The 22,928-nt window shown below is 65.6% G+C and carries 26 protein-coding genes; 8 read left to right on the top strand and 18 right to left on the bottom strand.

What is annotated here, in order from left to right; translation table 11 throughout:
• Window positions 1–101: 101 nt before the first annotated feature.
• On the bottom strand, window positions 102–1,073 hold the full coding sequence (gene pip, locus AC4PTB_RS01210) for a prolyl aminopeptidase (protein WP_492191312.1): 972 nt from the start codon (window positions 1,071–1,073) through the stop codon (window positions 102–104).
• A gap of 69 nt (window positions 1,074–1,142) precedes the next feature.
• Between pip and ubiG the strand changes: the two genes are divergently transcribed.
• Window positions 1,143–1,886 carry a bifunctional 2-polyprenyl-6-hydroxyphenol methylase/3-demethylubiquinol 3-O-methyltransferase UbiG gene (gene ubiG, locus AC4PTB_RS01205; RefSeq protein WP_492191311.1) on the top strand — a complete coding sequence of 248 codons (744 nt, stop codon included), beginning with the start codon at window positions 1,143–1,145 and terminating at the stop codon, window positions 1,884–1,886.
• Window positions 1,887–2,011: 125 nt separating this feature from the next.
• Here ubiG and mog read toward each other — a convergent pair whose 3' ends face one another.
• The 6 genes from mog to AC4PTB_RS01175 all read right to left on the bottom strand — a co-directional run bounded on the left by mog (window position 2,012) and on the right by AC4PTB_RS01175 (window position 7,313).
• On the bottom strand, window positions 2,012–2,539 hold the full coding sequence (mog, locus tag AC4PTB_RS01200) for a molybdopterin adenylyltransferase (protein ID WP_492191310.1): 528 nt from the start codon (window positions 2,537–2,539) through the stop codon (window positions 2,012–2,014).
• Entirely contained in the window at window positions 2,536–3,765 is a 1,230-nt protein-coding gene (locus AC4PTB_RS01195) for an argininosuccinate synthase (RefSeq protein ID WP_492191309.1), read from the bottom strand. Before AC4PTB_RS01195 ends, mog begins: the two co-directional genes overlap by 4 nt.
• A 127-nt stretch (window positions 3,766–3,892) precedes the next feature.
• A complete protein-coding gene (locus AC4PTB_RS01190; RefSeq protein WP_492191308.1) occupies window positions 3,893–5,128 on the bottom strand; it encodes a saccharopine dehydrogenase family protein in 1,236 nt (411 codons plus the stop codon).
• 46 nt (window positions 5,129–5,174) lie between these two features.
• Entirely contained in the window at window positions 5,175–6,269 is a 1,095-nt protein-coding gene (locus AC4PTB_RS01185; RefSeq protein WP_492191307.1) for a carboxynorspermidine decarboxylase, read from the bottom strand.
• Between the two features lie 86 nt (window positions 6,270–6,355).
• A complete protein-coding gene (locus tag AC4PTB_RS01180; RefSeq protein WP_492191306.1) occupies window positions 6,356–7,054 on the bottom strand; it encodes a hypothetical protein in 699 nt (232 codons plus the stop codon).
• Window positions 7,032–7,313 (bottom strand): hypothetical protein, encoded by a 282-nt coding sequence (locus AC4PTB_RS01175; protein ID WP_492191305.1) that lies wholly within the window; start codon window positions 7,311–7,313, stop codon window positions 7,032–7,034. The genes AC4PTB_RS01180 and AC4PTB_RS01175 overlap by 23 nt, the downstream gene beginning before the upstream one ends.
• Window positions 7,314–7,483: 170 nt before the next feature.
• On the opposite strand from AC4PTB_RS01175, the gene AC4PTB_RS01170 reads away from it, so the two are divergent.
• From AC4PTB_RS01170 to AC4PTB_RS01160, 3 genes are all read left to right on the top strand, one after another.
• Window positions 7,484–7,870, top strand: a complete 387-nt coding sequence (locus tag AC4PTB_RS01170) for a hypothetical protein (RefSeq protein WP_492191304.1) — start codon at window positions 7,484–7,486, stop codon at window positions 7,868–7,870.
• Window positions 7,871–7,946: 76 nt separating this feature from the next.
• Window positions 7,947–8,582 (top strand): ribonuclease HII, encoded by a 636-nt coding sequence (rnhB, locus tag AC4PTB_RS01165; RefSeq protein WP_492191303.1) that lies wholly within the window; start codon window positions 7,947–7,949, stop codon window positions 8,580–8,582.
• Between the two features lie 109 nt (window positions 8,583–8,691).
• Window positions 8,692–9,795: a site-specific DNA-methyltransferase gene (locus AC4PTB_RS01160; protein WP_492191302.1), complete on the top strand. Its 1,104-nt coding sequence runs from the start codon at window positions 8,692–8,694 to the stop codon at window positions 9,793–9,795.
• 183 nt (window positions 9,796–9,978) lie between these two features.
• On the opposite strand, the gene AC4PTB_RS01155 is transcribed toward AC4PTB_RS01160, so the two are convergent.
• The 4 genes from AC4PTB_RS01155 to AC4PTB_RS01140 are packed head-to-tail and all read right to left on the bottom strand — an operon-like array spanning window position 9,979 to window position 12,272.
• Window positions 9,979–10,419, bottom strand: a complete 441-nt coding sequence (locus tag AC4PTB_RS01155) for a MarR family winged helix-turn-helix transcriptional regulator (protein WP_013065947.1) — start codon at window positions 10,417–10,419, stop codon at window positions 9,979–9,981.
• Window positions 10,416–11,246, bottom strand: a complete 831-nt coding sequence (locus AC4PTB_RS01150; protein WP_492191301.1) for a carbon-nitrogen hydrolase family protein — start codon at window positions 11,244–11,246, stop codon at window positions 10,416–10,418. Before AC4PTB_RS01150 ends, AC4PTB_RS01155 begins: the two co-directional genes overlap by 4 nt.
• Window positions 11,246–11,503, bottom strand: a complete 258-nt coding sequence (gene grxC, locus AC4PTB_RS01145; protein ID WP_492191300.1) for a glutaredoxin 3 — start codon at window positions 11,501–11,503, stop codon at window positions 11,246–11,248. The genes AC4PTB_RS01150 and grxC overlap by 1 nt, the downstream gene beginning before the upstream one ends.
• 31 nt (window positions 11,504–11,534) lie before the next feature.
• Window positions 11,535–12,272: a ComF family protein gene (locus tag AC4PTB_RS01140; protein WP_492191299.1), complete on the bottom strand. Its 738-nt coding sequence runs from the start codon at window positions 12,270–12,272 to the stop codon at window positions 11,535–11,537.
• Window positions 12,273–12,306: 34 nt separating this feature from the next.
• On the opposite strand from AC4PTB_RS01140, the gene AC4PTB_RS01135 reads away from it, so the two are divergent.
• Window positions 12,307–13,122 carry a methyltransferase domain-containing protein gene (locus tag AC4PTB_RS01135; protein WP_492191298.1) on the top strand — a complete coding sequence of 272 codons (816 nt, stop codon included), beginning with the start codon at window positions 12,307–12,309 and terminating at the stop codon, window positions 13,120–13,122.
• A 97-nt stretch (window positions 13,123–13,219) separates the two neighbouring features.
• The gene (gene hemH / locus AC4PTB_RS01130) at window positions 13,220–14,275 is read left to right on the top strand and encodes a ferrochelatase (RefSeq protein WP_492191297.1); all 1,056 of its coding nucleotides are present in this window, start codon (window positions 13,220–13,222) and stop codon (window positions 14,273–14,275) included.
• An 84-nt stretch (window positions 14,276–14,359) separates the two neighbouring features.
• Here the strand turns inward: hemH and AC4PTB_RS01125 are convergent, their stop codons facing one another.
• Window positions 14,360–14,971 (bottom strand): L,D-transpeptidase, encoded by a 612-nt coding sequence (locus tag AC4PTB_RS01125; protein WP_492191296.1) that lies wholly within the window; start codon window positions 14,969–14,971, stop codon window positions 14,360–14,362.
• Between the two features lie 160 nt (window positions 14,972–15,131).
• Between AC4PTB_RS01125 and dalA the strand changes: the two genes are divergently transcribed.
• A complete protein-coding gene (gene dalA / locus AC4PTB_RS01120) occupies window positions 15,132–15,641 on the top strand; it encodes a divisome-associated lipoprotein DalA (protein WP_492191295.1) in 510 nt (169 codons plus the stop codon).
• A gap of 63 nt (window positions 15,642–15,704) precedes the next feature.
• On the opposite strand, the gene AC4PTB_RS01115 is transcribed toward dalA, so the two are convergent.
• From AC4PTB_RS01115 to hslO, 6 genes are all read right to left on the bottom strand, one after another.
• The gene (locus tag AC4PTB_RS01115; protein WP_492191294.1) at window positions 15,705–16,208 is read right to left on the bottom strand and encodes a L,D-transpeptidase family protein; all 504 of its coding nucleotides are present in this window, start codon (window positions 16,206–16,208) and stop codon (window positions 15,705–15,707) included.
• Window positions 16,209–16,287: 79 nt separating this feature from the next.
• Complete coding sequence (locus AC4PTB_RS01110) at window positions 16,288–17,511, bottom strand: class I SAM-dependent RNA methyltransferase (protein WP_492191293.1); 1,224 nt, start codon at window positions 17,509–17,511, stop codon at window positions 16,288–16,290.
• A gap of 50 nt (window positions 17,512–17,561) precedes the next feature.
• Window positions 17,562–19,412 (bottom strand): ABC transporter ATP-binding protein, encoded by a 1,851-nt coding sequence (locus tag AC4PTB_RS01105; RefSeq protein WP_492191292.1) that lies wholly within the window; start codon window positions 19,410–19,412, stop codon window positions 17,562–17,564.
• A gap of 50 nt (window positions 19,413–19,462) precedes the next feature.
• Window positions 19,463–20,617, bottom strand: a complete 1,155-nt coding sequence (locus tag AC4PTB_RS01100) for a CCA tRNA nucleotidyltransferase (protein ID WP_492191291.1) — start codon at window positions 20,615–20,617, stop codon at window positions 19,463–19,465.
• On the bottom strand, window positions 20,614–21,207 hold the full coding sequence (locus tag AC4PTB_RS01095) for an NUDIX hydrolase (protein WP_492191290.1): 594 nt from the start codon (window positions 21,205–21,207) through the stop codon (window positions 20,614–20,616). The genes AC4PTB_RS01100 and AC4PTB_RS01095 overlap by 4 nt, the downstream gene beginning before the upstream one ends.
• Complete coding sequence (gene hslO / locus AC4PTB_RS01090; RefSeq protein ID WP_492191289.1) at window positions 21,200–22,213, bottom strand: Hsp33 family molecular chaperone HslO; 1,014 nt, start codon at window positions 22,211–22,213, stop codon at window positions 21,200–21,202. Before hslO ends, AC4PTB_RS01095 begins: the two co-directional genes overlap by 8 nt.
• A gap of 93 nt (window positions 22,214–22,306) precedes the next feature.
• On the opposite strand from hslO, the gene AC4PTB_RS01085 reads away from it, so the two are divergent.
• On the top strand, window positions 22,307–22,750 hold the full coding sequence (locus tag AC4PTB_RS01085; RefSeq protein ID WP_492191288.1) for an NUDIX domain-containing protein: 444 nt from the start codon (window positions 22,307–22,309) through the stop codon (window positions 22,748–22,750).
• The last annotated feature ends 178 nt before the right edge of the window (window positions 22,751–22,928 follow it).

Genomic DNA, 22,928 nt, shown 5'->3' with positions numbered 1-22,928 from the left:
CCCGTGACATGGATCCGGTGGGCCTCAGGTTTGGACCCTGAAACGCCGCTGTTGCATTGCGTATAGGCGAATCGCCCTCATGTTGCAAGCTTTCTCTGGGCTCAGCCCCGCATCCGGTCCATCACCGCGACAAGACCGGCGGTGATCCCCGGCTCGCTCAGGGCGTGACCCGCGGCGGGCACGAGGCGCAACTCGCATCGCTTCCAGCCATGCGCCAGCCGCCAGGCCGAGATCGGCGGGCAGATCATGTCCATCCGGCCCTGCACGATCACCGTCGGGATATGTTCGATCAGATGCCGGTCGCGCAGGATCTGGCCATCGACTTCCAGGAAGGCGCGGTTCAGGAAGAAGTGGTTTTCCAGCCGCGCGAAGGCATGGGCGTAATCGGGCGGCGATTCGCCCGGGAAACCGTCGTAATCGACCGAGGCGAGCGCATTCTCCCACATCGCCCAATGCCGGGCAAAGCGGGCTTCCTGCAGATAATCGCCGGAAAACAGCCGCTTGTGATAGGCGGCGATCAGATCGTCGCGCTCGCCCTCGGGGATGGGGGCGATGAACTGCGTCCACAGATCGGGAAAGAACTGCCCGGCGCCGCCACCATAGAACCAGTCCAGCTCCGATTTCAGCGCCAGGAATACGCCGCGCAGCACCAGCGCCTCGACCCGGTCGGGATAGGTCTGGGCATAAAGCAGCGAGAGCGTCGCCCCCCAGCTGCCGCCAAAGACGATCCAGGTGGAAATGCCCAGCTCGGTGCGGATCCGCTCCATGTCGGCGATCAGATCCCAGGTGGTGTTGTGGCCCACCGAGGCATGCGGTTTCGACAGCCCGCAACCGCGCTGGTCAAACAGCACGATGCGGTAATGCCGCGGGTCGAAATAGCGCCGCATCGCCGGGCTGCAGCCGCCCCCCGGCCCGCCGTGGCAGACCACGACCGGCCGCCCGCGCGGATTGCCCGATTGCTCGACATAGATCTGATGGCCGAAACCGACATCGATCATCCGCTGATCGAAAGGCTCGACCGGCGGATAGAGAAAGGCGCTTGCCGTGCGCTTTTGCCCTGCGTTCTTGTCCATGACTGCACTATATAACGCCTCGACCGCCCCCGCCATGGGGCGTACCCCAAAAGTTGACCGGAGGATGGCATGGAAACCGCAACGAAGACAATCGACCCCGCCGAGGTGGCGAAATTCGAGGCGATGGCGGCCGAGTGGTGGGACCCGAACGGCAAGTTCAAGCCGCTGCACATGCTGAACCCCTGCCGTCTGGACTATATCACCACCCAGATCGCGGCGCAGTTCGGCCGCGATCTGCGCGCCCCCCGCCCGTTCGAGGGGCTGCGGCTTCTCGATATCGGCTGCGGCGGCGGGCTTCTGGCCGAACCGATGGCGCGGCTGGGCGCGACTGTGGTGGGCGCCGATGCCGCGCCGAAGAACATCCCGGTGGCGCAACTTCATGCCGAGCAATCCGGCCTGACGATCGACTATCGCAACTGCGCCGCCGAGGATCTGGCGGCGGCGGGCGAGCGGTTCGATGTGGTGCTGGCGATGGAAATCATCGAGCATGTCGCCGACACCCAGGGCTTCACCGACACCTGCGCCGCTTTGCTGAAATCGGGCGGGCTGATGATCATGTCGACGCTGAACCGCAATCCGAAAAGCTATGTCATGGCGATCTTCGGCGCGGAACGGGTGATGCGCTGGCTGCCCGTCGGCACGCATGACTGGTCGAAATTCGTGACGCCGGACGAGCTTTACGAGCTGATGCGCAAGGCGGGGCTTGATCCCATCGACCGCAAGGGGATGGTCTTCAACCCCTTGGGCTGGAGCTGGTCGCTGTCGTCGCGCGATCTCAGCGTGAACTACGCCGCCGCCTGCGTGAAACGCTAAGGCTGGGGGCGCTGCCCCCAGACCCCCGGGATATTTGGAGCAAGATAAAACAGGCCCCTTTATCTTGCCTCAAATATCCCGGGGGTGAATTTGCCGTCAGGCAAAGAGGGGGCAGCGCCCCCTGCTTACGTCGTCTTCGGGCGGAAGGCCGCGATCTTTCCCGGATCGGTGTCGATATGCCCGGCCCCGATCAGATCCAGGCAATAGGGCACGGCGGCGAAAACCGCATTCAGACAGGTCGCAATCGCGCGCGGATTGCCCGGCAGGGTGAGGATCAGGCTTTTGCCCGCGATCCCCGCGGTCTGCCGCGACAGGATCGCGGTCGGCACCTCACGCAGCGACGCCCGCCGCATCTCCTCGCCAAAACCGGCCAGTTCCTTTTCGATCACCTCGGCCGCGCCTTCGGGCGTCTCGTCCCGCGGCGCCGGGCCGGTGCCGCCGGTGACGAGGATCAGATCGACGCCCTGCCCCACCAATCCGCGCAGGCAATCGGCCACGCTGTCGCGACCGTCCGGGATGATCACCCGGGAAATGGAAAGGGGTGTCGTGACGACACCCCTCAACCAGTCCTCGCAGCCCGGCCCGCCCCTGTCCTCGTAGTCCCCGCGCGCGGCGCGGTCGGAAACGGTGACAATGGCAACCCTTGCCGTCATTTCTTTGCCACGCGGGCGTTGCGGGTGGCGATCAGGCGCAGCCGCAGCGCATTCAGCCGAATGAAGCCCGCCGCGTCCTTTTGATCGTAGGCGCCCGCGTCTTCCTCGAAGGTGACGTGCTTTTCGGAATAGAGGCTGTGATCCGACCAGCGCGCGACGGTCGAGGCCTTGCCCTTGTAAAGCTTGATCCGCACCGTACCCGAAACATGTTCCTGCGTCTTGTCGATCAGCGCCTGCAGCGCCTCGCGTTCGGGGCTGAACCAGAAGCCGTTGTAGATCAGCTCCGCATAGCGCGGCATGATGCTGTCTTTCAGGTGCCCGGCGCCCGCGTCGAGCGTGATCTGCTCGATGCCGCGGTGGGCTTCCAGCAGGATCGTGCCGCCGGGGGTTTCATAGACGCCGCGGGACTTCATGCCGACGAAGCGGTTTTCCACCAGATCGAGCACGCCGACGCCATGCTTGCCGCCGATCTCGTTCAGCTTGGCGAGGATCGTCGCGGGCGACATCGCCTCGCCATTGATCGCGACGGCATCGCCGCGCTCGAAGGTGATCTCGACCATCTCGGGCGTATCCGGGGCCTCTTCGACCGGCACGACGCGCTGCAGCACATAGTTCGGGAATTCCTGCGCCGGGTCTTCCAGCACGCGGCCTTCCGACGAGGTGTGCAAAAGGTTCGCATCGACCGAGAACGGCGCCTCGCCGCGCTTGTCCTTGGCGATCGGGATCTGGTTCGCCTCGGCGAATTCCAGAAGCTTCGTGCGCGAGGTCAGATCCCAAAGCCGCCAAGGCGCGATCACCCGGATCGACGGGTCGAGCGCCGCCGCCGACAGTTCGAACCGCACCTGATCGTTGCCCTTGCCGGTCGCGCCATGCGCCACCGCATCGGCGCCGTGCTTTTGCGCGATCTCGACCAGATGTTTCGAAATCAGCGGCCGGGCAATCGAGGTGCCGAGCAGATAAAGCCCCTCATACAGCGCATTCGCCCGGAACATCGGGAAGACGAAGTCGCGGACGAATTCCTCGCGCACGTCGACGATGTGGATGTTTTCCTTTTTGATCCCCATCAGCTCGGCCTTTGCACGGGCCGGTTCCAGCTCCTCGCCCTGCCCCAGATCGGCGGTGAAGGTGATGACCTCGCAGCCGTATTCGGTCTGCAGCCATTTCAGGATGATCGAGGTGTCAAGGCCGCCCGAATAGGCAAGCACGACTTTCTTGGGAGCAGACATGAGGAGCCTCCGGAACTGCGGTTTCGCGCGGGTCTAGTGCGTTTTCGCCCGTATCTCAAGGGGCGAAGGGGGAAAGCAGAACCCCGGACCGATGCGGCCCGGGGTGTCTTCGGTCTGGTCGGGGGGCTCAGATCGGGCGATCTTGCCCGCTGGCGTCGATGACCCGGTTCGGCAGGCCCATCTCGCCCAGAAGTTCCAGGAAGGGCCGCGGCGGCAGCTCTTCGACATTGGCCATCTGGCCGACGTCCCAGATGCCCTTGGCAATCAGGATCGCGGCGGCCACCGGCGGCACGCCCGCGGTGTAGGAAATGCCCTGGCTGCCCACTTCCTCGAAGGCTTCCTTGTGATCGGCGACGTTGTAGATAAAGACCTCGGCCGGTTTGCCGTCCTTCGTGCCGCGGATCACGTCGCCGATGCAGGTCTTGCCGGTATAATCGGGCGCAAGGCTGGCCGGATCGGGCAGCACGGCTTTCACCACCTTGAGCGGGATCACCTCCAGCCCCTCGGCGGTTTTCACCGGCTTTTCCGACAGCAGGCCAAGGTTTTTCAGCACGGTGAAGACATTGATGTAGTGATCGCCAAAGCCCATCCAGAAGCGCACATCGGCCTGCGGATAGCGGGCCGAGAGCGAATGCACCTCGTCATGGCCGGTCAGATAGGCTTTCTGCGTGCCGACGACGGGCAGATCCCATTCCTTGCCCACTTCGAACATTTTGTTCGTCTGCCAGGCGCCCTTTTGCCAGGAATAGACCGTGCCGGTGAATTCGCGGAAGTTGATCTCGGGGTCGAAATTCGTCGCAAACCAGCGGCCATGCGAGCCCGCGTTGATATCGACGATGTCGATGCTTTCGATCGTGTCGAGGAACTCTTCCTCGGCCAGACGGGCATAGGCGTTCACCACGCCCGGATCGAAGCCGACGCCCAGAATGGCGGTGACACCGGCGGCCTTGCAGGCCTCGCGGCGTTGCCATTCGTAGTTGCCATACCACGGCGGCGTTTCGCAGATCTTCTTCGGGTCTTCGTGAATCGCCGTGTCCATATAGGCGACGCCGGTTTCGATGCAGGCCTGCAGAACCGTCATGTTGACGAAGGACGAGCCCACGTTGATGACGATCTGCGCCCCGGTCTGACGGATCAGCGCGGCCACCGCCGCCGTGTCCATCGCATCGACGGCATGCGCCGTGAACGTGCCTTGCACCTTCATCGCGTTTTTCTCGTGCACCGAGGCGATGATGGCGTCGCATTTCGCTGTGGTGCGCGATGCGATGTGCAGGTCACCCAGAATGTCGTTGTGTTGCGCGCATTTGTGGGCAACCACCTGCGCGACGCCACCGGCACCGATGATAAGCACGTTCTTCTTCACTTCTTCTGGCTCCTTTCACGAGACAGGGAAGGGGGCGATCAGCCCCTCAGGACAGGGATGAGAGGTAATCCTCATAGGTGAACTCGCGGATCAGATCGATCTGGCCCGAAGCGCGCTTGATCGCGATCGAGGGCATGTTGACGCCGTTGAACCAGTTCTTCTTCACCATGGTGTAGCCCGCGGCATCGGCCACGGAAATACGGTCGCCCACTTTCAGGGGCGCGGGGAACCGCGCCTCGCCGAAGATGTCGCCCGCAAGGCAGGATTTGCCGCAGATCTGATAGGCATGATCGCCCTCCTGCGGCAGCTTCGCGCTTTCGCGGTAGATCAGCAGATCAAGCATATGCGCTTCGATGCTGCTGTCGACGATGGCCAGTTGCTTGCCATTGTCGAGCAGGTCCAGCACCGTGACTTCAAGCGTGGTCGATTTGGTGATCGAGGCTTCGCCGGGTTCCAGATAGACCTGCACGCCGAAACGCTCCGAAAACGCCTTCAGCCGCTGCGCCAATTCTTCCAGCGGATAGCCCTCGCCGGTGAAATGGATGCCGCCGCCAAGGCTGACCCAGTCGAGCTTTTCCAAGAGCGGCGCAAATTCCCGCTCGATCCGGCCCAGCTGCGCATCGAACAACGCGAAATCGCGGTTCTCGCAGTTGTAATGGATCATCACGCCGGAAATCAGATCGGCAACGCCCAGAAGCTTCGTCACATCCCATTCGCCAAGGCGAGAGAACGGCCGCGCCGGATCGGCCAGATCGAAGCCGGAGGTCGAAAATCGCGGATTGAGCCGCACGCCGCGCTGGATGCCCTGCGAGGGCTCGGCAAAGCGGGTCAGCTGGCCCACCGAATTGAAGATGATCTTGTCGGCATAGCTGCAAGCCGCGTCGATCTCGCGATCCGACCAGGCCACCGAATAGGCGTGGGTCTCCTTGCCGAATTTCTCGCGCCCCAGCCGCAGCTCGTAAAGCGAGCTGGAGGTGGTGCCGTCCATATGCGGGCGCATGATGTCGAAGGCCGACCAGGTGGCGAAACATTTCAGCGCCAAAAGCGCCTTGGCGCCCGAGGCTTCGCGCAGAAGGTCGATCTTTTGCAGGTTCTGCAAAAGCGCCGTCTCGTCGATCAGGTAGAAGGGTGTCGGAATCATGGGCGCCCCCCCGCGCGAAAGTGAAGCCGCGATATAGGACCCCCTCCCCCCCGCGCAACAGGATTCGCGGATCGGGGGCCAAGGGATCAGTCCACCCGCAGCCGCTCCTTCGCTACGCCGAGCGTGTAACCCTTGCGTGAAACATTGCGCACCAGCAGTTCCGACACCAGCGCATTGCCCAAAGCGTCGCGCAGCCGCTTGATCCGGGTGGCCCCCGCCGCCTCCTCGCAATCCCCCTCGGGACGGCCCGAGATCACCGATTCGATCCGCGCGCCGGTCAGCCATTCGTCATCCATCCGCGCCTCGGCCAGAACGGCGAGCGTCTCGATCGCCGCGGGCGTCAGGGTGAAGACCATGTCGTTCAGCATCACCGCATTTTCCGCGCGCAGGATGCGCAGGGACTGCACCTCGATCCCGGCGCGCTGAATCGCGCTCATCCGCCGGTTCAGACCCAGGATCACCACCAAAAGCACCAGCGCCGCCACCATCAGCGCCATGGCAAAGACCAGCAGGATGAAGATGATCACCCGATAGGAATGCAGCATGTCGGCGAAGGTGTTCGAAGATTGCGCCAGCACCTCCAGCAGCCGCAGCTGCGTCGGGTTCGTCAGCACGTCGTTTTGCACGAAGATCTGCTCGACCCGGGCATCGAAGGCATTGCTGTCAGGCAGCGACAGGAACAGGAACGCCGCCGCCGCCGCAAGGGCAAGGCCAATCGCCACCACCCCCCAGATCAGCGCCCGCGAGCCGGTCTTCAGCCCCTCAGTAACGGAGGAAGAATTCACCGGAACTGACCTTTCTTTGTTCAAGGCCCTCGGGGCCGAAGACCGAAACGACGGTCAGCAGCGTCCAGCCCGCCGCCGCCAGACGCGGCACCAGCTCCGCCTTGGCGGCTTTCTTCGAACAGGCGGCATCGGGCACTTCGGAGACGCCATAGATCAGCCGCAAGGGCGCATCCTGTTTCGCCTTCCACGAGGCGAAACACTGCGCCTGCGCCGGGGCGGCCGCCAGCAGCAAAAGGGCAAGGAACAGGGGTCTCATCATGGGCGCAGGCTGCACGGGCGGGCCGTGACATGCAAGAACCAAAGGGATTTTCGGGGCGGATATCGGATAACACCGGGCCGATATTGCGCTGCGGCGGGGGCGATCCCCATGATCTGGTCAGGCAACTGCGGGCCATTGCGAACCCGGCCCGCCTTCAAAGGATCCCTGCCATGACCGCCTTCGCCTTCCCGCGCCTGACCGCCGCCGTGCTTGCCGGTGCCGTCGCGCTGACGGGACTTTCGGCCACGCAAGCCAGCGCCATGAACGACCGCGACCGGGCCGCGCTGGGCCTGATCGTCGGTCTGGGCGTGCTGGCCGCGATCGCCGACAGCGATGAGCCCCGTCGCGACCGCCGCCCGCCGCCCCCGCCGCCCCGCGGCTACCCCGATCATCGCCGCGCCGACGACTGCCGGGTCGAGATCTGGTACGACCGCGACGGCCGCCGGATCGAGGAACATTCCCCCGGCTGCTCTGACCGGCGCGGGCATCGCCGCGACCGCCGTCCGCCGCCGCAGGCCTGGGGGCCGGATGACTGGCGCTACTACCACAACCGTTGAACCGGACGACCTGGCGCGGGGGAACCCTCGCGCCTTTTTCGTTGCCATCCGCGGCGCCAGACGCCACACCGGCGCCATGAGCACCGCACCCGACAGCAGTTTCGAACAGGCCGCGCTTGCCCGCGGCTTCACCCGCATCGCCGGCGTCGACGAGGTCGGCCGCGGCCCCCTCTGCGGGCCGGTCACCGCCGCCGCCGTGGTGCTCGACCTCTCCCGCCTTCCCGAAGGGCTGAATGATTCGAAGAAGCTCTCCGCGAAGCGCCGCGCCGCGCTGGTGGCGGCGATCACCGCGACGGCAGAGGTGTCCGTCGCCCATGCCTCGGTCGCGGAAATCGACGCGCTCAACATCCTGCAGGCCAGCCATCTGGCGATGATCCGCGCCATCGAAGGGCTGAAAACCCCGCCCGATCACGTGCTGATCGACGGCAACCGGCTGCCGAAGGCGCTGACGCTCTCGGCCGAGGCGATCGTGAAGGGCGATGCCCGCTCGGTCTCGATCGCCGCCGCCTCGATCCTGGCCAAGGAAGCCCGCGACGCGCTGATGGTGGATTTGGCGCAACAATACCCGGGCTATGGCTGGGAAAGGAACGCGGGCTACCCGACCCGGGACCATCTGCAGGCGCTTCTAGATTTTGGGGTCACCCCCGTTCATAGGCGTTCGTTCAAGCCCGTGCACAACATCTTGTGCCAAGACATTTCTGTAACCCGTTGATTCAAAAAAGAAATTGACGACGATTCATCTTTGACTCATTTTTGCACGCATAGACCGGCACAAGCTGGCGACCCAAGGGCAAGACCCGAACGGGCAGAATGAGGCAGACATGAGCAAATCCGAGACGCGGAAGCCGCAGGCGGCGCTTCCGCTCAATGAAATACTTGCGGGCGACTGCATCCAGGTGATGAACGGCCTGCCCGAGGCAAGCGTCGATCTGATCTTTGCCGACCCGCCCTACAACCTGCAATTGCGCGGCGATCTGCACCGGCCGGACAATTCCAAGGTCGATGCGGTGGATGACGCCTGGGACCAGTTCGGCAGCTTCGATCATTACGACACTTTCACCCGCGACTGGCTGGCGGCGGCGAAACGCATCCTGAAACCCAATGGCGCGATCTGGGTGATCGGGTCTTACCACAACGTCTTCCGTCTGGGCGCCGAGCTGCAGAACCAGGGCTTCTGGATCCTGAACGATGTCGTGTGGCGCAAGTCGAACCCGATGCCGAATTTCCGCGGCAAGCGGCTGACCAATGCGCATGAGACGCTGATCTGGGCCAGCAAATCCGAGGGCGCGAAATACACCTTCAACTACGAGGCGCTGAAGGCGCTGAATGAAGGCGTCCAGATGCGCTCGGACTGGGTGCTGCCGATCTGCACCGGCAACGAGCGGCTGAAGGATGACGCGGGCGACAAGGCGCATCCGACGCAGAAACCGGAAAGCCTGCTGCACCGGATCATCCTCGGCACGACCAATGCGGGCGATGTGGTGCTGGACCCGTTCTTCGGCACCGGCACGACGGGCGCGGTGGCGAAGATGCTCGGCCGCGATTTCATCGGCATCGAGCGCGAGGAAGCCTATCGCGAGGCCGCCCGCAAACGCATCGACAAAGTGCGCAAATTCGACCGCGAGGCGCTGGAGATCACCGGCTCGAAACGCGCCGAACCGCGCGTGCCCTTTGGCCAGCTGGTCGAACGCGGCATGCTGCGCCCGGGCGAGGAACTTTATTCCATCGGCAATCGCTTCAAGGCGAAGGTCCGCGCCGATGGCACGCTGGTCGGCAATGACGTGAAGGGCTCGATCCATCAGGTCGGCGCCCATCTGGAAGGCGCGCCCAGCTGCAACGGCTGGACCTACTGGCATTTCAAGCGCGACGGCAAAATGGTGCCGATCGACCTGCTGCGCCAGCAGATCCGCGCCGAGATGAACTGAAAGATCAAGCGGTTACCGCCGGTGTCTGAACGATGGTTTCAGGCACGACCTTGCCCCGCCGTTCGCCGGCGGGGCCTTTTTGATGTGAAGACTGCGTATTTGAACCAAGAAAAAACCGCCTCGCTTTTTCTTGGTCCAAATACGCTCGGGGGGTGCGGGGGGCGGAAAGCCCCCCGTCCGACCTCAGCTTTCCTCGAGCCGCAGCCGCAATTCGCGCAGCACGGGCAGGGCCGCGCGGACCTTGTCGGCGCCGATGTCGCGCACCACATCGGCAATCACCGGCATGAAGGAGGCCAGCGCCGCATCCCGCGCCTGTCGCCCCGCGGGCGAGATCGCCACGAATTTGCGCCGCGCGTCGTCCCAGTCGGGGCGGATATGCACATGCCCCGCCCAGACCAGTTTCGACAGCGTGTTGGTCATCGCGCCGCGGGTGACGTGGAAGGTCGCGGCCAATTGGGCAGGCGTGCGTTCCTCGGCGATATGGGCCAGATGGTTGAGCACCGAGAAGTGGGAAATCTCCATCCCCTTCGGCAGCGCCCGGCTGACCACGTTGCGCGCCAGCTGATCGGCCATGAAGACCTCGGCGAACAGCGCGGCGGCGAGCGGGTCGGTCGGATCGCTCATGGGCCGTCAAACCCGCGGTCATGGGCAATCGAGGGCACGCGGGCGCGGGCCTCGGCGACGCGGGCAAGGTCCAGATCGACCAGCGTCACCCCCGGCTCCGTGCCGCCATCGGCCAGAACCTCGCCCCAGGGGGCGACGGCGAGGCTGTGGCCATGGGTGCGGCGCGGTTTGCCCGCATGGGCGGCATGGGTGCCGCATTGCGCGGGGGCCAGCACGAAACAGGTGTTTTCAATCGCCCGCGCCCGGATCAGGCTTTCCCAATGCGCCGCGCCCGTGGTGTCGTTGAAAGCCGCGGGCAGGGTCAGCAGCTGTGCCCCCGCCTGCGAGAGCCTTCGAAAGAGCTGCGGAAACCGCAGGTCGTAGCAGATCGCCATGCCGATCCGCGCGAAACCGGCCTCGGCCAGGACCGCTTTCGTCCCGGGGCGGTAGGCCTCGGATTCGCGATAGCGCTCGGTCGGGCTGACATCGACATCGAACATATGGATCTTGTCATACCGCGCCACGATCTGCCCCGAAGGCCCGATCAGGAACGACCGATTGGCAAAGCGGCCATCGGCATCATGGGTCTTCAGCCCCAGCGAGCCGATCAGCAGCCAGATGCCCAGCCGTTCCGCCTCGGCGCGCAGGGCGGCAAGCGTCGCATCCTCTGCCTCATGCGCCAGCACCGCGCGCTGATGCGCCCGGTCCGAGGACAGAAGATTGGTGCATTCCGGCGTCAGCACGAAGCCCGCCCCCGCGGCCGCGGCCGCGCGGATGAAATCGACCGTTACCGGCAGGTTCGCCACCGGATCATCGGTCACCGAAAGCTGGACCAGAGCCGCGCGCATCAGTCGGCCAGCATCGGATCAAGCCTGCCCGCGGCATCCAGCGCATGCAGGTCGTCGCAGCCGCCGACATGCCTGCCGCCAATGAAGATCTGCGGCACGGTATGGCGGCCATTCGCGCGGTCGCGCATCGCCGCCCGCAGCGCGGGATCGGCGCCGACATCGGTTTCCTCGAAGGTGACGCCCTTGGCGGTCAGCAGCTCCTTGGCGGCGAGGCAATAGGGGCAGGTGCGGGTGGTGTAGATTTCGACACGTTTCATGGGGGCTCCTTCTGCCCCCAAGCTAAGGGCTTCAGCCGTCGCGTGCAACGCGGGCCAGAACCGCAACCGAAACCCTGGCCGCGCCCGCGGTCAGGGCCGCCTCGGTCGTGGCTTCCAGCGTCGCCCCCGAGGTCAGCACGTCGTCGATCAGCAGTAGATGCCTGCCCCTGATCCGGTCCAGATGTTTCGGGGTGACCGCGATGGCGCCCTCCAGATTGGCCCGGCGTTCGGCGCGGGTCATCCCCTCCATCGCCGCCGTGGGCCGGGTGCGCAGGAACAGATCGGGCAGGCAGGCCAGACCGCCCTCACGCGCGACGGCCTGCGCCAGCAGCGCCGACTGGTTGAACTTGCGCCGCAACAGCCGCAGCCGGTGCAGCGGCACTGGAGCCACCAGCATCTTCGGCCGCAGGATCGGCGCGGCCGCCCGCGCCAGCATCGCCGCCAGCGGCGGCACCAGGTCCAGCCGGTCGGCATGTTTCAGCTGCAGCACCAGTTTCCGCCCGGTGCCCGCATAAAGAAACGCCGCCCGCCCCCGCGCCCAGGGCCGCGGTTGCGCAAGACACTGGTCGCAGAGCACCGGCCCCGCCTCCTCGCCCGGCAGGGGGGTGCCGCAGCCGTCGCAGACGGTGCCGGAGATGAAACTGGTCTCGCGCCAGCACGGACCGCACAGCCCGTCATCGGAGCCGACCGCGGCACCACAACAGAGGCAGCGCGGCGGAAACACCGTATGCAGCGCCAGCCGCAAGGCCGACCGCAGGGCATCTGGCATCTGCGGACGAACCGCCCTATCTTTTGCCCTGACCATGACCCAATCCCCTCGCCTGACCGACCGCACCGCCCTTTTGCACCACCGCGCCCGCGCCCGCGCGCTTGGGCCCGAGCTGTTCCTGCACAACGACGCCGCCGTCGAGCTTCAGGAGAGACTGAACGAGGTTAACAGAACCTTTACATCTGCGGCTGTGGTGACGCCTTTTTTGCAACCCTGGGCGGAAATCCTGCCCGGCGCGAAGATCGTCGCCGACGAGGAGGTGCTTGATCTCGCCCCCGGGGCGCATGATCTGGTGGTGCATGCGATGTGCCTGCACTGGGCCGAAGATCCGGTGGGGCAGATCGTGCAATGCGCCCGGGCGCTGCGGCCGGACGGGCTGTTCATCGCCGTGCTGTTCGGCGGCCAGACCCTGTCCGAGCTGCGCGCGGTTCTGGCCGAGGCCGAGGTCGAAGTGACCGGCGGTCTGTCGCCACGGGTGCTGCCGATGGGCGAGATCCGCGATCTGGGGGCGCTGTTGCAACGCGCCGGGCTGGCGCTGCCGGTGGCCGACAGCGTGCTGCGCCGGGTCAGCTATGGCGATCCGCTGCGGCTGTTGCGCGATCTGCGGGCGATGGGCGAGACGAATGCGCTGAGCGCGCGGCGGCGCAGCTTCACCCCGCGCGCGGTGCTGGCGCAGGCGCTGGCGCGGTACGCGGCCCATTTCGCCGATGCCGAGGGGCGGGTGCGGGCCAGTTTCGACATGGTCTGGCTGACCGGCTGGAAACCGCATGAAAGCCAGCAAAAACCGCTGCGACCGGGCTCTGCCACCTGTTCCCTGACCAAGGTGCTGGGCAAAACGCCGCAGGGGTGATGCCGCGCAAAGATTGCACAGGGATATTGTTCAGCTTTTCATTGACCCGAAATGAAAAAGCTATACCTCCGGGACCGGACAGCCATCAGGACACGTCATGACGATTGCCAACCGCATCCTTTCGCACGCCCCCGCCGACCATCCGCCGGTGCCGGTGCCGCGTGTCGGCGTGCTCTTGGCCAATCTTGGCACGCCCGACGCCACCGACTACTGGTCGATGCGGCGCTATCTGAACGAATTCCTCTCCGATCGGCGGGTGATCGACTATCCGATCTGGAAATGGCAGCCGCTGTTGCAGCTGATCATCCTGTCGAAGCGGCCCTTCACCTCGGGCAACAACTATCGCTCGATCTGGAACGAGGAGCGCGACGAAAGCCCCTTGATGACGATCACCCGCGATCAGGTGCGCAAGCTGCGCGCCGCGGTCGAGAGCCGCTATGGCGCGGGCAATGTGGTGGTCGATTTCTGCATGCGCTACGGCAATCCTTCGACCCGTGACGTGCTCGATGACATGCTGGCGCAGGGCTGCGAACGCATCCTGTTCCTGCCGCTTTATCCGCAATATGCGGGCGCCACCTCGGCCACGGCGAACGACCAGTTCTTCCGCGCGCTGATGCAGGTGAAACGCCAGCCCGCCGCCCGCACTGCGCCGGAATATTTCGCAAGGCCAAGCTATATCGAGGCGCTGGCCAGTTCGGTCGAGCGGGTCTATGCGACGCTCGACACCCGGCCCGACGTGCTGGTGGCCTCTTATCACGGCATGCCCAAGCGCTATCACCGCGAGGGCGACCCCTATCATTGCCAATGCCAGAAAACCTCGCGGCTGTTGCGCGAACGGCTGGGCTGGGGGCCGGATTCGATCGACACCACTTTTCAGTCGGTCTTCGGCACCGAGGAATGGCTGCGCCCCTATACGGTCGAGCATGTGGTGCAGCTTGCGGAAGCGGGCAAGAAGAACATCGCGGTGATTTCCCCCGCCTTTTCGGCCGATTGCATCGAGACGCTGGAAGAAATCAACGGCGAGATCCGCGAGGCCTTCGAGCATGCGGGCGGCGAAAGCTTCACCTATGTGCCCTGCCTGAACGACGACGATCTGCATATCGCGGCGCTGCTGGAAGTGGTCGAGGAAAATCTGGCGGGCTGGATCGACTGATCCGCCCACCCGCGGCCGGGATGACAAGACCGGAGATGAAAAAGGGGGCCACTGGCCCCCTTTCCTTTGCCGATGATCCGGGTCTCAGATCAGCACGACCTGGGTGCCGACCTTCACCAGCTCGTACAATTCTTCGACATGCTGGTTGAACAGGCCGACGCAGCCGTTCGACGACTTGCGGCCGATCTTGCGCGTGTCATGGGTGCCGTGGATGCGGTAATATTGCCAGCTGAGATACAGCGCCCGCGTGCCCAGCGGATTGTCCGGACCGGCGCCGACGAAATCGGGCCATTCCGGGTTGCGCTGCTTCATCGAGGGCGTCGGCGACCAGGTCGGGTTCTTCACCTTGCGGATGATCTCGGTGCGGCCGCGGCGGGTCAGCTCTTCCGACACCGGCACCGAGGTCGGGTAAAGCTTGTAGATCGTCTCATCCTCGGACCAGAAATGCAGCGCCCGCGAGATCGTGTCGACCAGGATGACACCGTTTCTGGTGTTGGCGAAATAGGGCTTCCAGTCGAGCTCGCGGAAGCTCGAGATGTTGCGCCGCATATTGGTGTTCGCGGTTTCCTCGCGCTGCTCGAGACCGGTATCCGGCATGGCCTGGGCAAGCACCGCGGGCGCAGCCAGCGAGGCCCCGGCAAATGCGGCGGTGCCGAGGAAGGAACGGCGATCGAGCATCTTGCGCGCATCCGACATGGGTGAACTCCGTAGGGCGTGAACGATTCAGGGCGCTTCCTTAATGCCGCCGGGCCGCAGGTGCAAATCAAACCGGCGTCATTGTGACGTTTCACGCAACTGTGGGTTTGCGCCGCCCCGCGCGGCGGTGTAAGGCACCGCTCAAATCCGAGGGGAACCCATGATCCGCGCTACCGTCCTGCTTGTTTCGGCCAGCCTTGCCTTGGCGGCCTGCACCACTTCCGGCGAACAGATCGGCCCCGATGGCAAGCCGCTGCCGCAGATGTATCGCATCTCCAAAAGCGATGCGAAGGAAATCCCGGCGCGGGTTGTCGAGGCCGTGAACACGCTGCGCGCCGCCCGCGGCACCGCGCCGGTGGCGCTGAACCCGGCGCTGACCGCGGCCGCGCAACGGCATTCCCGTGACATGGCCGATCAGAACCGGCCTTGGCACTGGGGCTCGGACGGGTCCTCGCCCTTGCAGCGCGTGCAGCGCGCGGGCTTCATGGGCCAGTTCCTCGGCGAGAACATCTCCGAGACCTACGAGACCGAGACCGAGACCCTGTCGGCCTGGATGGGTCTTCCCGACACCCGCGACGTGATCCTGAACCCGGCGGCGACGCAGATGGGCTTTTCCTGGTATCAGGAGCCCTCGGGCAAGATCTGGTGGACGATGGTCACCGGCCAGTAAAAAGGCCCGCAGCAGAAACGAAAAAGGCCCCCGCGGGGGCCTTTTGCCTGTCCGGGGATCGGATCAGGGGAAGATGAGGATCGGCGTGCCATTCGGCACCATCGCGTAGATTTCCTCGATCTCGGCATCGGTCACCGCGATGCAGCCCGCGGTCCAGTCATCGCGGCGGCCGCGGTATTTCCGCCCCTGACCGTGGATCATGATGTCGCCGCCCGGCTTGCGGCCATGTTCCTCGGCAAAGGCGCGATCCTGGTCATTCGGATAGGACACGCCCAGCGACAGGTGATAGGCCGACCGCGGATTGTGATGGGTGATGTGGTAAAGCCCCTCGGGGGTCTTGCCATCGCCCTCGAAGCGCTTCGTGCCGACCGGCCGATTGCCAAGGGAAATCCTGTATTTCCGCACCACATCGTCGCCGATGAAGAGGAACATCTTCCGTTTGCGCTTGAAGACCTGGATCTGGGTGACCTTGGGCCCGGAATAATTGCGGAATTTTGCGGAATCGCCGCCGCAAGCGGCCAGAAGTGTGAGGCTGGAAAGCCCCAGAAGAAGCGTGCGACGGTGCATGACGTGCCTGTGTGCTGCCGGTAGTTTGGTGTTATCGTTGCGCCCAGCCTATCAGGAAATCAGGCCGGGCGCGATGGCCTTACGTGCGCCGGAAGCTTGCTGCAAGCTCGATATGCGCCGAATAGCGGAACTGATCGACCACGATCACGTCAGCCAGCGCAAAGCCCGCCTGCACCAGCTTTTCGGCATCCCGCGCAAAGGTCACCGGGTTGCAGGACACATAGGCCAGATGGCGCAGCCGTGATGCGGCGATCTCGGCCACCTGCGCCTCGGCGCCCGCCCGCGGCGGATCGATCACCACGGCGTCGAAACGGTCGATCTCGTCGGGCAAAAGCGGGCGGCGAAACAGATCGCGGGCCTCGTGGGTGAGACGCTTCAGACCCTGCGCCCCGCGCCAGCCCTTGTCGAGCGCGGCCAGCATCGCGGCCTCGCTTTCGACCGCATGGACTTCGGCCGTCGCGGCCAGCGGCAGGGCAAAGGTGCCGCAACCGGCGAACAGATCGGCGATCTTCGCCGCGCCGCGGGTGGCCTCGCGCACGAAATCGACCAGGGCCGCCTCGCCCGCGGCGGTGGCCTGCAAGAACGCCCCGGGCGGCGGGTTGACCCGGGCGGCGCCAAAGCTCTGCAGCGCCGGGCGGCGGGCGGCAATGGTCTCGGCCTCCCAGCTCAGCCGGGCGAAATCCTGCTGTTCGGCCAGACGCGCAAGGGTCTGAAACAGCGCGGGGTCGATCTCCTTGCCGCCCTTGGCCGCCACTTCCAGCCCGGCTTCGGAGAGTGTCACCGCAAAGGAAATCTCGCCCTTGCGCGAGGCCCCCGCCGCCGTCATCGCGTTCAGCGCAGGCAGCACGGCCAGCAGCTCCGGCCGCAGGATCCGGCATTGGGGCACTTCGACGACGGTATCCGAGGCGCGGGCGTGAAAGCCGACCAGCGTGCCTTTCTTCGTCCGCCGCCCGGAAAAGGTCGCGCGGCGGCGCGAAAACTCGGGCGAGGTTTCGACCCGGGCAACCCGCGCGGCAATGCCCCGGCCCACCAGCGCGGTTTCCACCACCTGCGCCTTCCAGCCCGCGACGAAAGCCTCCGAGGCATGCTGCAACAGACAGCCGCCACAGGCGCGGTAGTGCGGACAGGGCGCCTTCACCCGGTCGGGCGAGGGCGTGACGATCGAGGGCGCAGCGATGCGGCCATTTTCGACCGTCCCCTCGACCAGCTCGCCCGGCAGCGCCATCGCCACATGCACGGTGCCCTCAGGCCCATGCGCGACGCCATCGGCAAGCAGGGAAAGACGATCGATGGTGAATGGCATGGGCGGGCTCCTTTGCGCCCGCTTAGCCGATGGGCACCGCCCCGCCAAGCCTATTGCGCGGCCTCGGCGCCCGGCAGCGGCTCTTCGGCCTCTTCCTCCTCGGTGCCAAGGAAGCCGCCCGATTGCCGGTTCCAGTAGCGCGCATAAAGACCGTTCTGCGCCAGAAGCTCGGCATGGCTGCCTTCCTCGACGATTCGCCCCTGATCCAGAACGACGATCCGGTCCATTTCCGCGATGGTCGAGAGCCGGTGCGCGATGGCCAGCACGGTCTTGCCCTCCATCACCCGTCCAAGCGCCTGCTGAATCGCCGCCTCCACCTCGCTGTCGAGCGCCGAGGTCGCCTCATCCAGCACCAGAATCGGGGCGTTCTTCAGGAAGGCCCGCGCCAGCGCGATCCGCTGCCGCTGCCCGCCCGACAGCTTCACCCCGCGCTCGCCGAGCGCCGCGTCATAGCCGGTCTTGCCGGTGTGATCGACCAGCCCCAGGATGAAGTCATGCGCCTCGGCGGCCTGTGCGGCGGCGATCATCTCGGCCTCGGTCGCATCGGGGCGCCCATACAGAATGTTCTCCCGCGCCGAGCGGTTGAACATCGCGGTTTCCTGCGTGACCATGCCGATATTGCGGCGCAGGCTTTCCTGCGTGACCGCGCGCAGGTCGGTGCCATCGATCCGCACCGCGCCCTTTTCGGTGTCATAGAGCCTGAGCAGCAGCGAGACGAGCGTCGATTTCCCCGCCCCCGAGGCGCCGACGATGCCGATCCGCTCCCCCGGCCGGATCGTCAGATCGACCGCTTCGATACCGCCCTTCTCGCGGCCATAGGCGAAGCTGACCTGATCGAACCGGACCTCGCCCTTCACCCGGCCCAGCACCTGCGCATCGGCCGCGTCGGTGATCGCATGGGCGGGGGTCAGGGTGCGCATGCCATCCTCGACCTCACCGATGTTCGACCACAGCGCCATCAGCGATTGCGACACCCAGCCCGACATCTGCGCGATGCGCATGGCAACGGCCCCCGCGGCGGCAATGTCACCCGGCGTCGCGGCGCCCTTGCGCCACATCAGCATCGCACCGCCGACCAGCAGGATCGGCAACAGGCCGGAGAAGGTGATCTGGCTCAGCCGGTACCAGGTGGAGGTGACGCCGAAACGCCGTGTGGCGGTGCGGAACCCCTCCATCGCGCCCAGCGCCACCTGATCCTCGTGGGCGGCATGGGCGAAAAGCTTCACCGTCTTGATGTTGGTGATCGTGTCGACGACCTGCCCCGTCACCATCGCCCGGGCCGAGGCGCGGGCCTTGGACCGCCCCCGCACATGCGGCAGGAAGGCCCGGATCAGAAGCAGATAGAACACCAGCCAAAGCGCCAGCGCCAGCGCCCCCCAAGTGTCTATTCCAGCCAAAAGCACCACCGAGCCGATGATCGAGGCGAGCGCGAAAAAGACCGTGCCGATGACTTCGGACACCACATCGGTGACGGCGCGGGCGGTCTGCATCTGCTTTTGCGCGATGCGGCCGGCAAAGTCGTTGTCAAAGAAGGTGACCGAATGCCCCATCGTCCAGCGGTGCAGCCGCGACAGCACCTGCGGCATCACATTCGGCGCCACGAGCATGTTCGTCGTCCAGGTCGAAAGCCCAAAGGCTCCGGGCCGGATCACCAGATAGAAGATGACGAAGGCGAAAAGCAGCCACAGATGCTGCCCGGCATAGGTCGCGGGATCGGCGCCGACGACGGAATCGATGACCAGCCCCAGCAGCCAGGCCGCCCCCACCTCCATCGAGCCCGCCAGCGCCGAGGCGATCCCGGCCATCCAGACAGCGGGCCAGGCGCCCTTCAGGCACCAGCGCAGAAACGGCGTGAATCGCGAGGGCGGCGGGCCCTCGGCAGGCAGGAAGGCGTCGATCATCGGATTTCCTTTCGTCCTTGAATATAGCGGGCGAAGAGGAAAGGGGAAGCTCAGCCGTCGGCGGCAAGCAGCGCCTCACGCGAAAGCGAGAAGCCCGAGGCGATCCAGCGGGTTTCCAGCGCTTTCAGCCGCGCGCCCAGGGCCGGTCCGGCAAGCGTCGGCATCAGGTCGGCGGCGCTGACCGGGAACCTTTGCGCCGCCCCGAATGCGACCCTGTTCCGGCTGGAATCGGAGATGTCTTGCCCCAGCGCAGCGGCGCGGATCAGCAGCGCATCGCGCCCCGTCTCGGCGCCGTAGCGATAGCCCAGTTCAGCGTCCGAGCCGGGACCGGAAAGGGCCGTGCGCAACTGCTCCAGCCGCCGGGCCTCGGTTTTCGAAAGCCGGAGCCGGTCGGCCGGGTCTTCGCCGCCCAGACAGGCCAGCCGCCGCAGCGGATCCGGCGGAACAGAGCCTTCCAGATGCACGAGCGGCGCCAGAAACCGCGCCTCGGCGCCGGGCAGAACCTGCGCCAGCACGCCGCTTGCCGCCATCGCCGCGACGGCCGGGGCGGGATCGGGGGCGGCCAGCAGCTTGCGCATCTCATGGCCGATACGTTCGCGCGAAAGCGTCTCTATTCCGGCAGAAAACGCGGCGCAGGCGGCCAGACCCTCGGCATCCATCCCCTGGTCGGGATCGCCATACCAGGCGGTGAAGCGGAAGAAGCGCAGGATGCGCAGATAATCCTCGGTGATACGCTGCGCCGGATCGCCGACAAAGCGCAGGCGTCGCGCGGAAAGATCGGCCAAGCCCTCGCCCAAAGGGTCAATCACGATGCCATCTGCCGTTGCGTAAAGCGCGTTCATGGTGAAATCGCGCCGCGCCGCGTCTTCGCGCAGATCGGTCGAGAAGGCCACGGTGGCATGACGGCCAAAGGTCTCGACATCACGGCGAAAGGTGGTGACCTCGTGGCCGACATGATCGGCAACGACCGTCACCGTGCCATGCGCGATCCCCGTCGGCACCGGCTTCAGCCCGGCAGCTTTCGCCAGCGCCATCACCCGTTCGGGCGGCGCATCGGTGGCGATGTCGATATCGGAAACCGGCTGGAACAGAGCCGCATTGCGCACGCAGCCGCCGACCAGAAGCGCCTGATGCCCGCCGCCCGACAGCATCGCCAGCACCTTTTGCACATGGCCCGCCGTCAGCCAGTCGCCCGCGATCTTCATCGGCCCATCCGATCGGTCAGCGCCCGCAGCATCCGCGCGGTGGCGCCCCAGATGTAATGCGGGCCAAAAGGCGCCACATAATAGTGCCGCATCCCGCCGCGCCAGTGGCGGCTTTCGACCCTGAACCGGCCCGAAACCAGATGCGAGAGGGGAATGGTGAACACCGCCTCGACCTCGGACGGGTCCGGGCGCGGGGTGAAGGGCGCCCTCAGCCGCGCCAGAACCGGGGTGACCAGAAAGCCGGTCACCGTCTCATGCGGGTCAAGCGTGCCAAGGATCTCGACCGCCGCGCGCGGCAGGCCGATTTCCTCCTCGGCCTCGCGCAAAGCCGCCGCCACCGGGCCTGCGTCGCCCGGCTCGACCTTGCCCCCCGGAAAGGCGATCTGCCCCGGGTGGTGGCGCAGATGCGAGGCGCGCTTGGTCAGGTAAAGCCGCAGCCCCGCGGGTGTCTCCTCGAAGACCAGCAGCACCCCCGCGGGCCGCAGCACACGGCCCTCGGGCAGCACGGTGCCGGGGTTCAGGTCGAAATCCGACGACGGCCGCCCCGGCCTTGCCAGAGCGGCAAGGAGGGGCGCGAAGCCGTCAGCCATCCGTCGCCTCTTTCGGGCTGCCATCGGGGTTCTTCACCGCCTCGAAGCCCAGCGTCAGCGGATCGAACACGTAATGCGCGCCGCAGAACTGGCAATCGGCGGTCACCGTGCCCTCGGCGGTGGTCATGTGGCGCAGATCGCGCGCCGAATAGATCGACAGGCTGGTGCGCACCCGATCGGCCGAGCAGGTGCAGCCGAAGCGCACCGGCACCGGATCATAGACCCGCGGCACTTCCTCGTTGAAGAGCCGCACCAGCAGGTTCGTCAGCCCGACCGAGGGGCCGATCAGCTCCATCGTCTCGACCGTATCCAGCAGCACATTGGCCCGGGTCCAGTTCTCGTCCTCGGCCCCGGCCAGAATGTCGGCATGGCGCAGAAGACCGCCCTCGCCCGAGCCTTCGCGCGCGGCGATGGGCGAGGAGGGCATCATCTGCAGCATCACGCCACCGGCCCGCCAGCGTTCGGCCTGCCCGGTTTCGGTCGAGCGGCCATAAGCAAGCTGGAACCGCGTCGGCAGCTGTTCGGACTGGGCGAAATAGGTCTCGGCACAGGTCGAAAGCGAGCCCCCGGCCAAGGGCGTCATGCCCTGATAGGGCAGCGTCCCCTCGCCCTGGTCGATCAGCACGGCCAGATAGCCCTCGCCGATCTGGCTGAAGGGATCGGCGTCTTCCTCCAGCCGCGCCGGATCGAAACTGGCCCAGGCACGGATGCGGGCGGAGCCGCCCTCGGTTTCGGGGGCGTAATAATCGGTGGCCAGAATCCGGATCGGCCCCTTGCCGCGCACCTGCAGCGAGAGCTTCCAGCGCAGTTTCATCGTCTGCCCGATCAGCGCCGTCAGCAGGGCGATTTCCGCCACCAGCCCTTCGACGATGGCGGGGTAATCGTGCTGGCGCAGCACGTCTTCCAGCACGCCATCAAGGCGGGCGATCCGGCCGCGCACATCCGAGCGGTCAAGTTGGAACGGCAGGACGGTATCGTCCCAAGCGATTTGCGAAAGCGGTGTCATCTGGTTCCCGGGGGTTTTCGAGCAGCCCTTGGGCTGGCATATCGTGCCTATATAGGCGGGGCAACCGGTTCCCCCAACAGAGGATGTGCGAAAATGCGGCGGTTTGGCGAACAGGTGGTGGCAGGGCAGCGCTACAGGCTGCGGCCGGGGGCCTATGCGGTGCTGATGCGGGGCGACCGATTCCTGCTGACGCATCAGACCGAACCGACCCCCGAATTCCAGCTGCCCGGCGGCGGCATCGACCCGGGCGAAGGCGCGCTGACGGCGCTGAACCGCGAGGTCTACGAGGAGACCGGCTGGTCGATCAGCGGGCATCGGCGGCTGGGGGCCTATCGGCGCTTCACCTACATGCCGGAATATGACCGCTGGGCCGAAAAGGTCTGCCACATCTATCTGGCGCGTCCGGCGCTGCGCCGTGGCCCGCCGAGCGAACCCGGCCATACCGCCTTCTGGATGTCGGGCGCCGAGGCGCTGGCCGCGCTGAGCAATTCCGGGGATCGGCACTTCATGGCGAAAGTTCTGCAAAATTTGGGCTGAGTGTTGCGAAAACACTGCAATATCGGGCTTTTGCAACGCGAAACTGTCCCGGCGTCAACAGGACCGCTAGTCATTGTGTCAATTTTGAGGTATTCGAAGTTTAGCAGTTAACAGTCGGCCAAAAGAGCCGGTTCATGTTCGAGGCGGAGCAGTATAATGGCGGAGTCTGTCGACTTTG

The sequence above is a fragment of the Rhodobacter sp. 4.3.4 genome (assembly GCF_058724655.1).
This window is presented reverse-complemented; position numbering and strand designations above follow the sequence as displayed.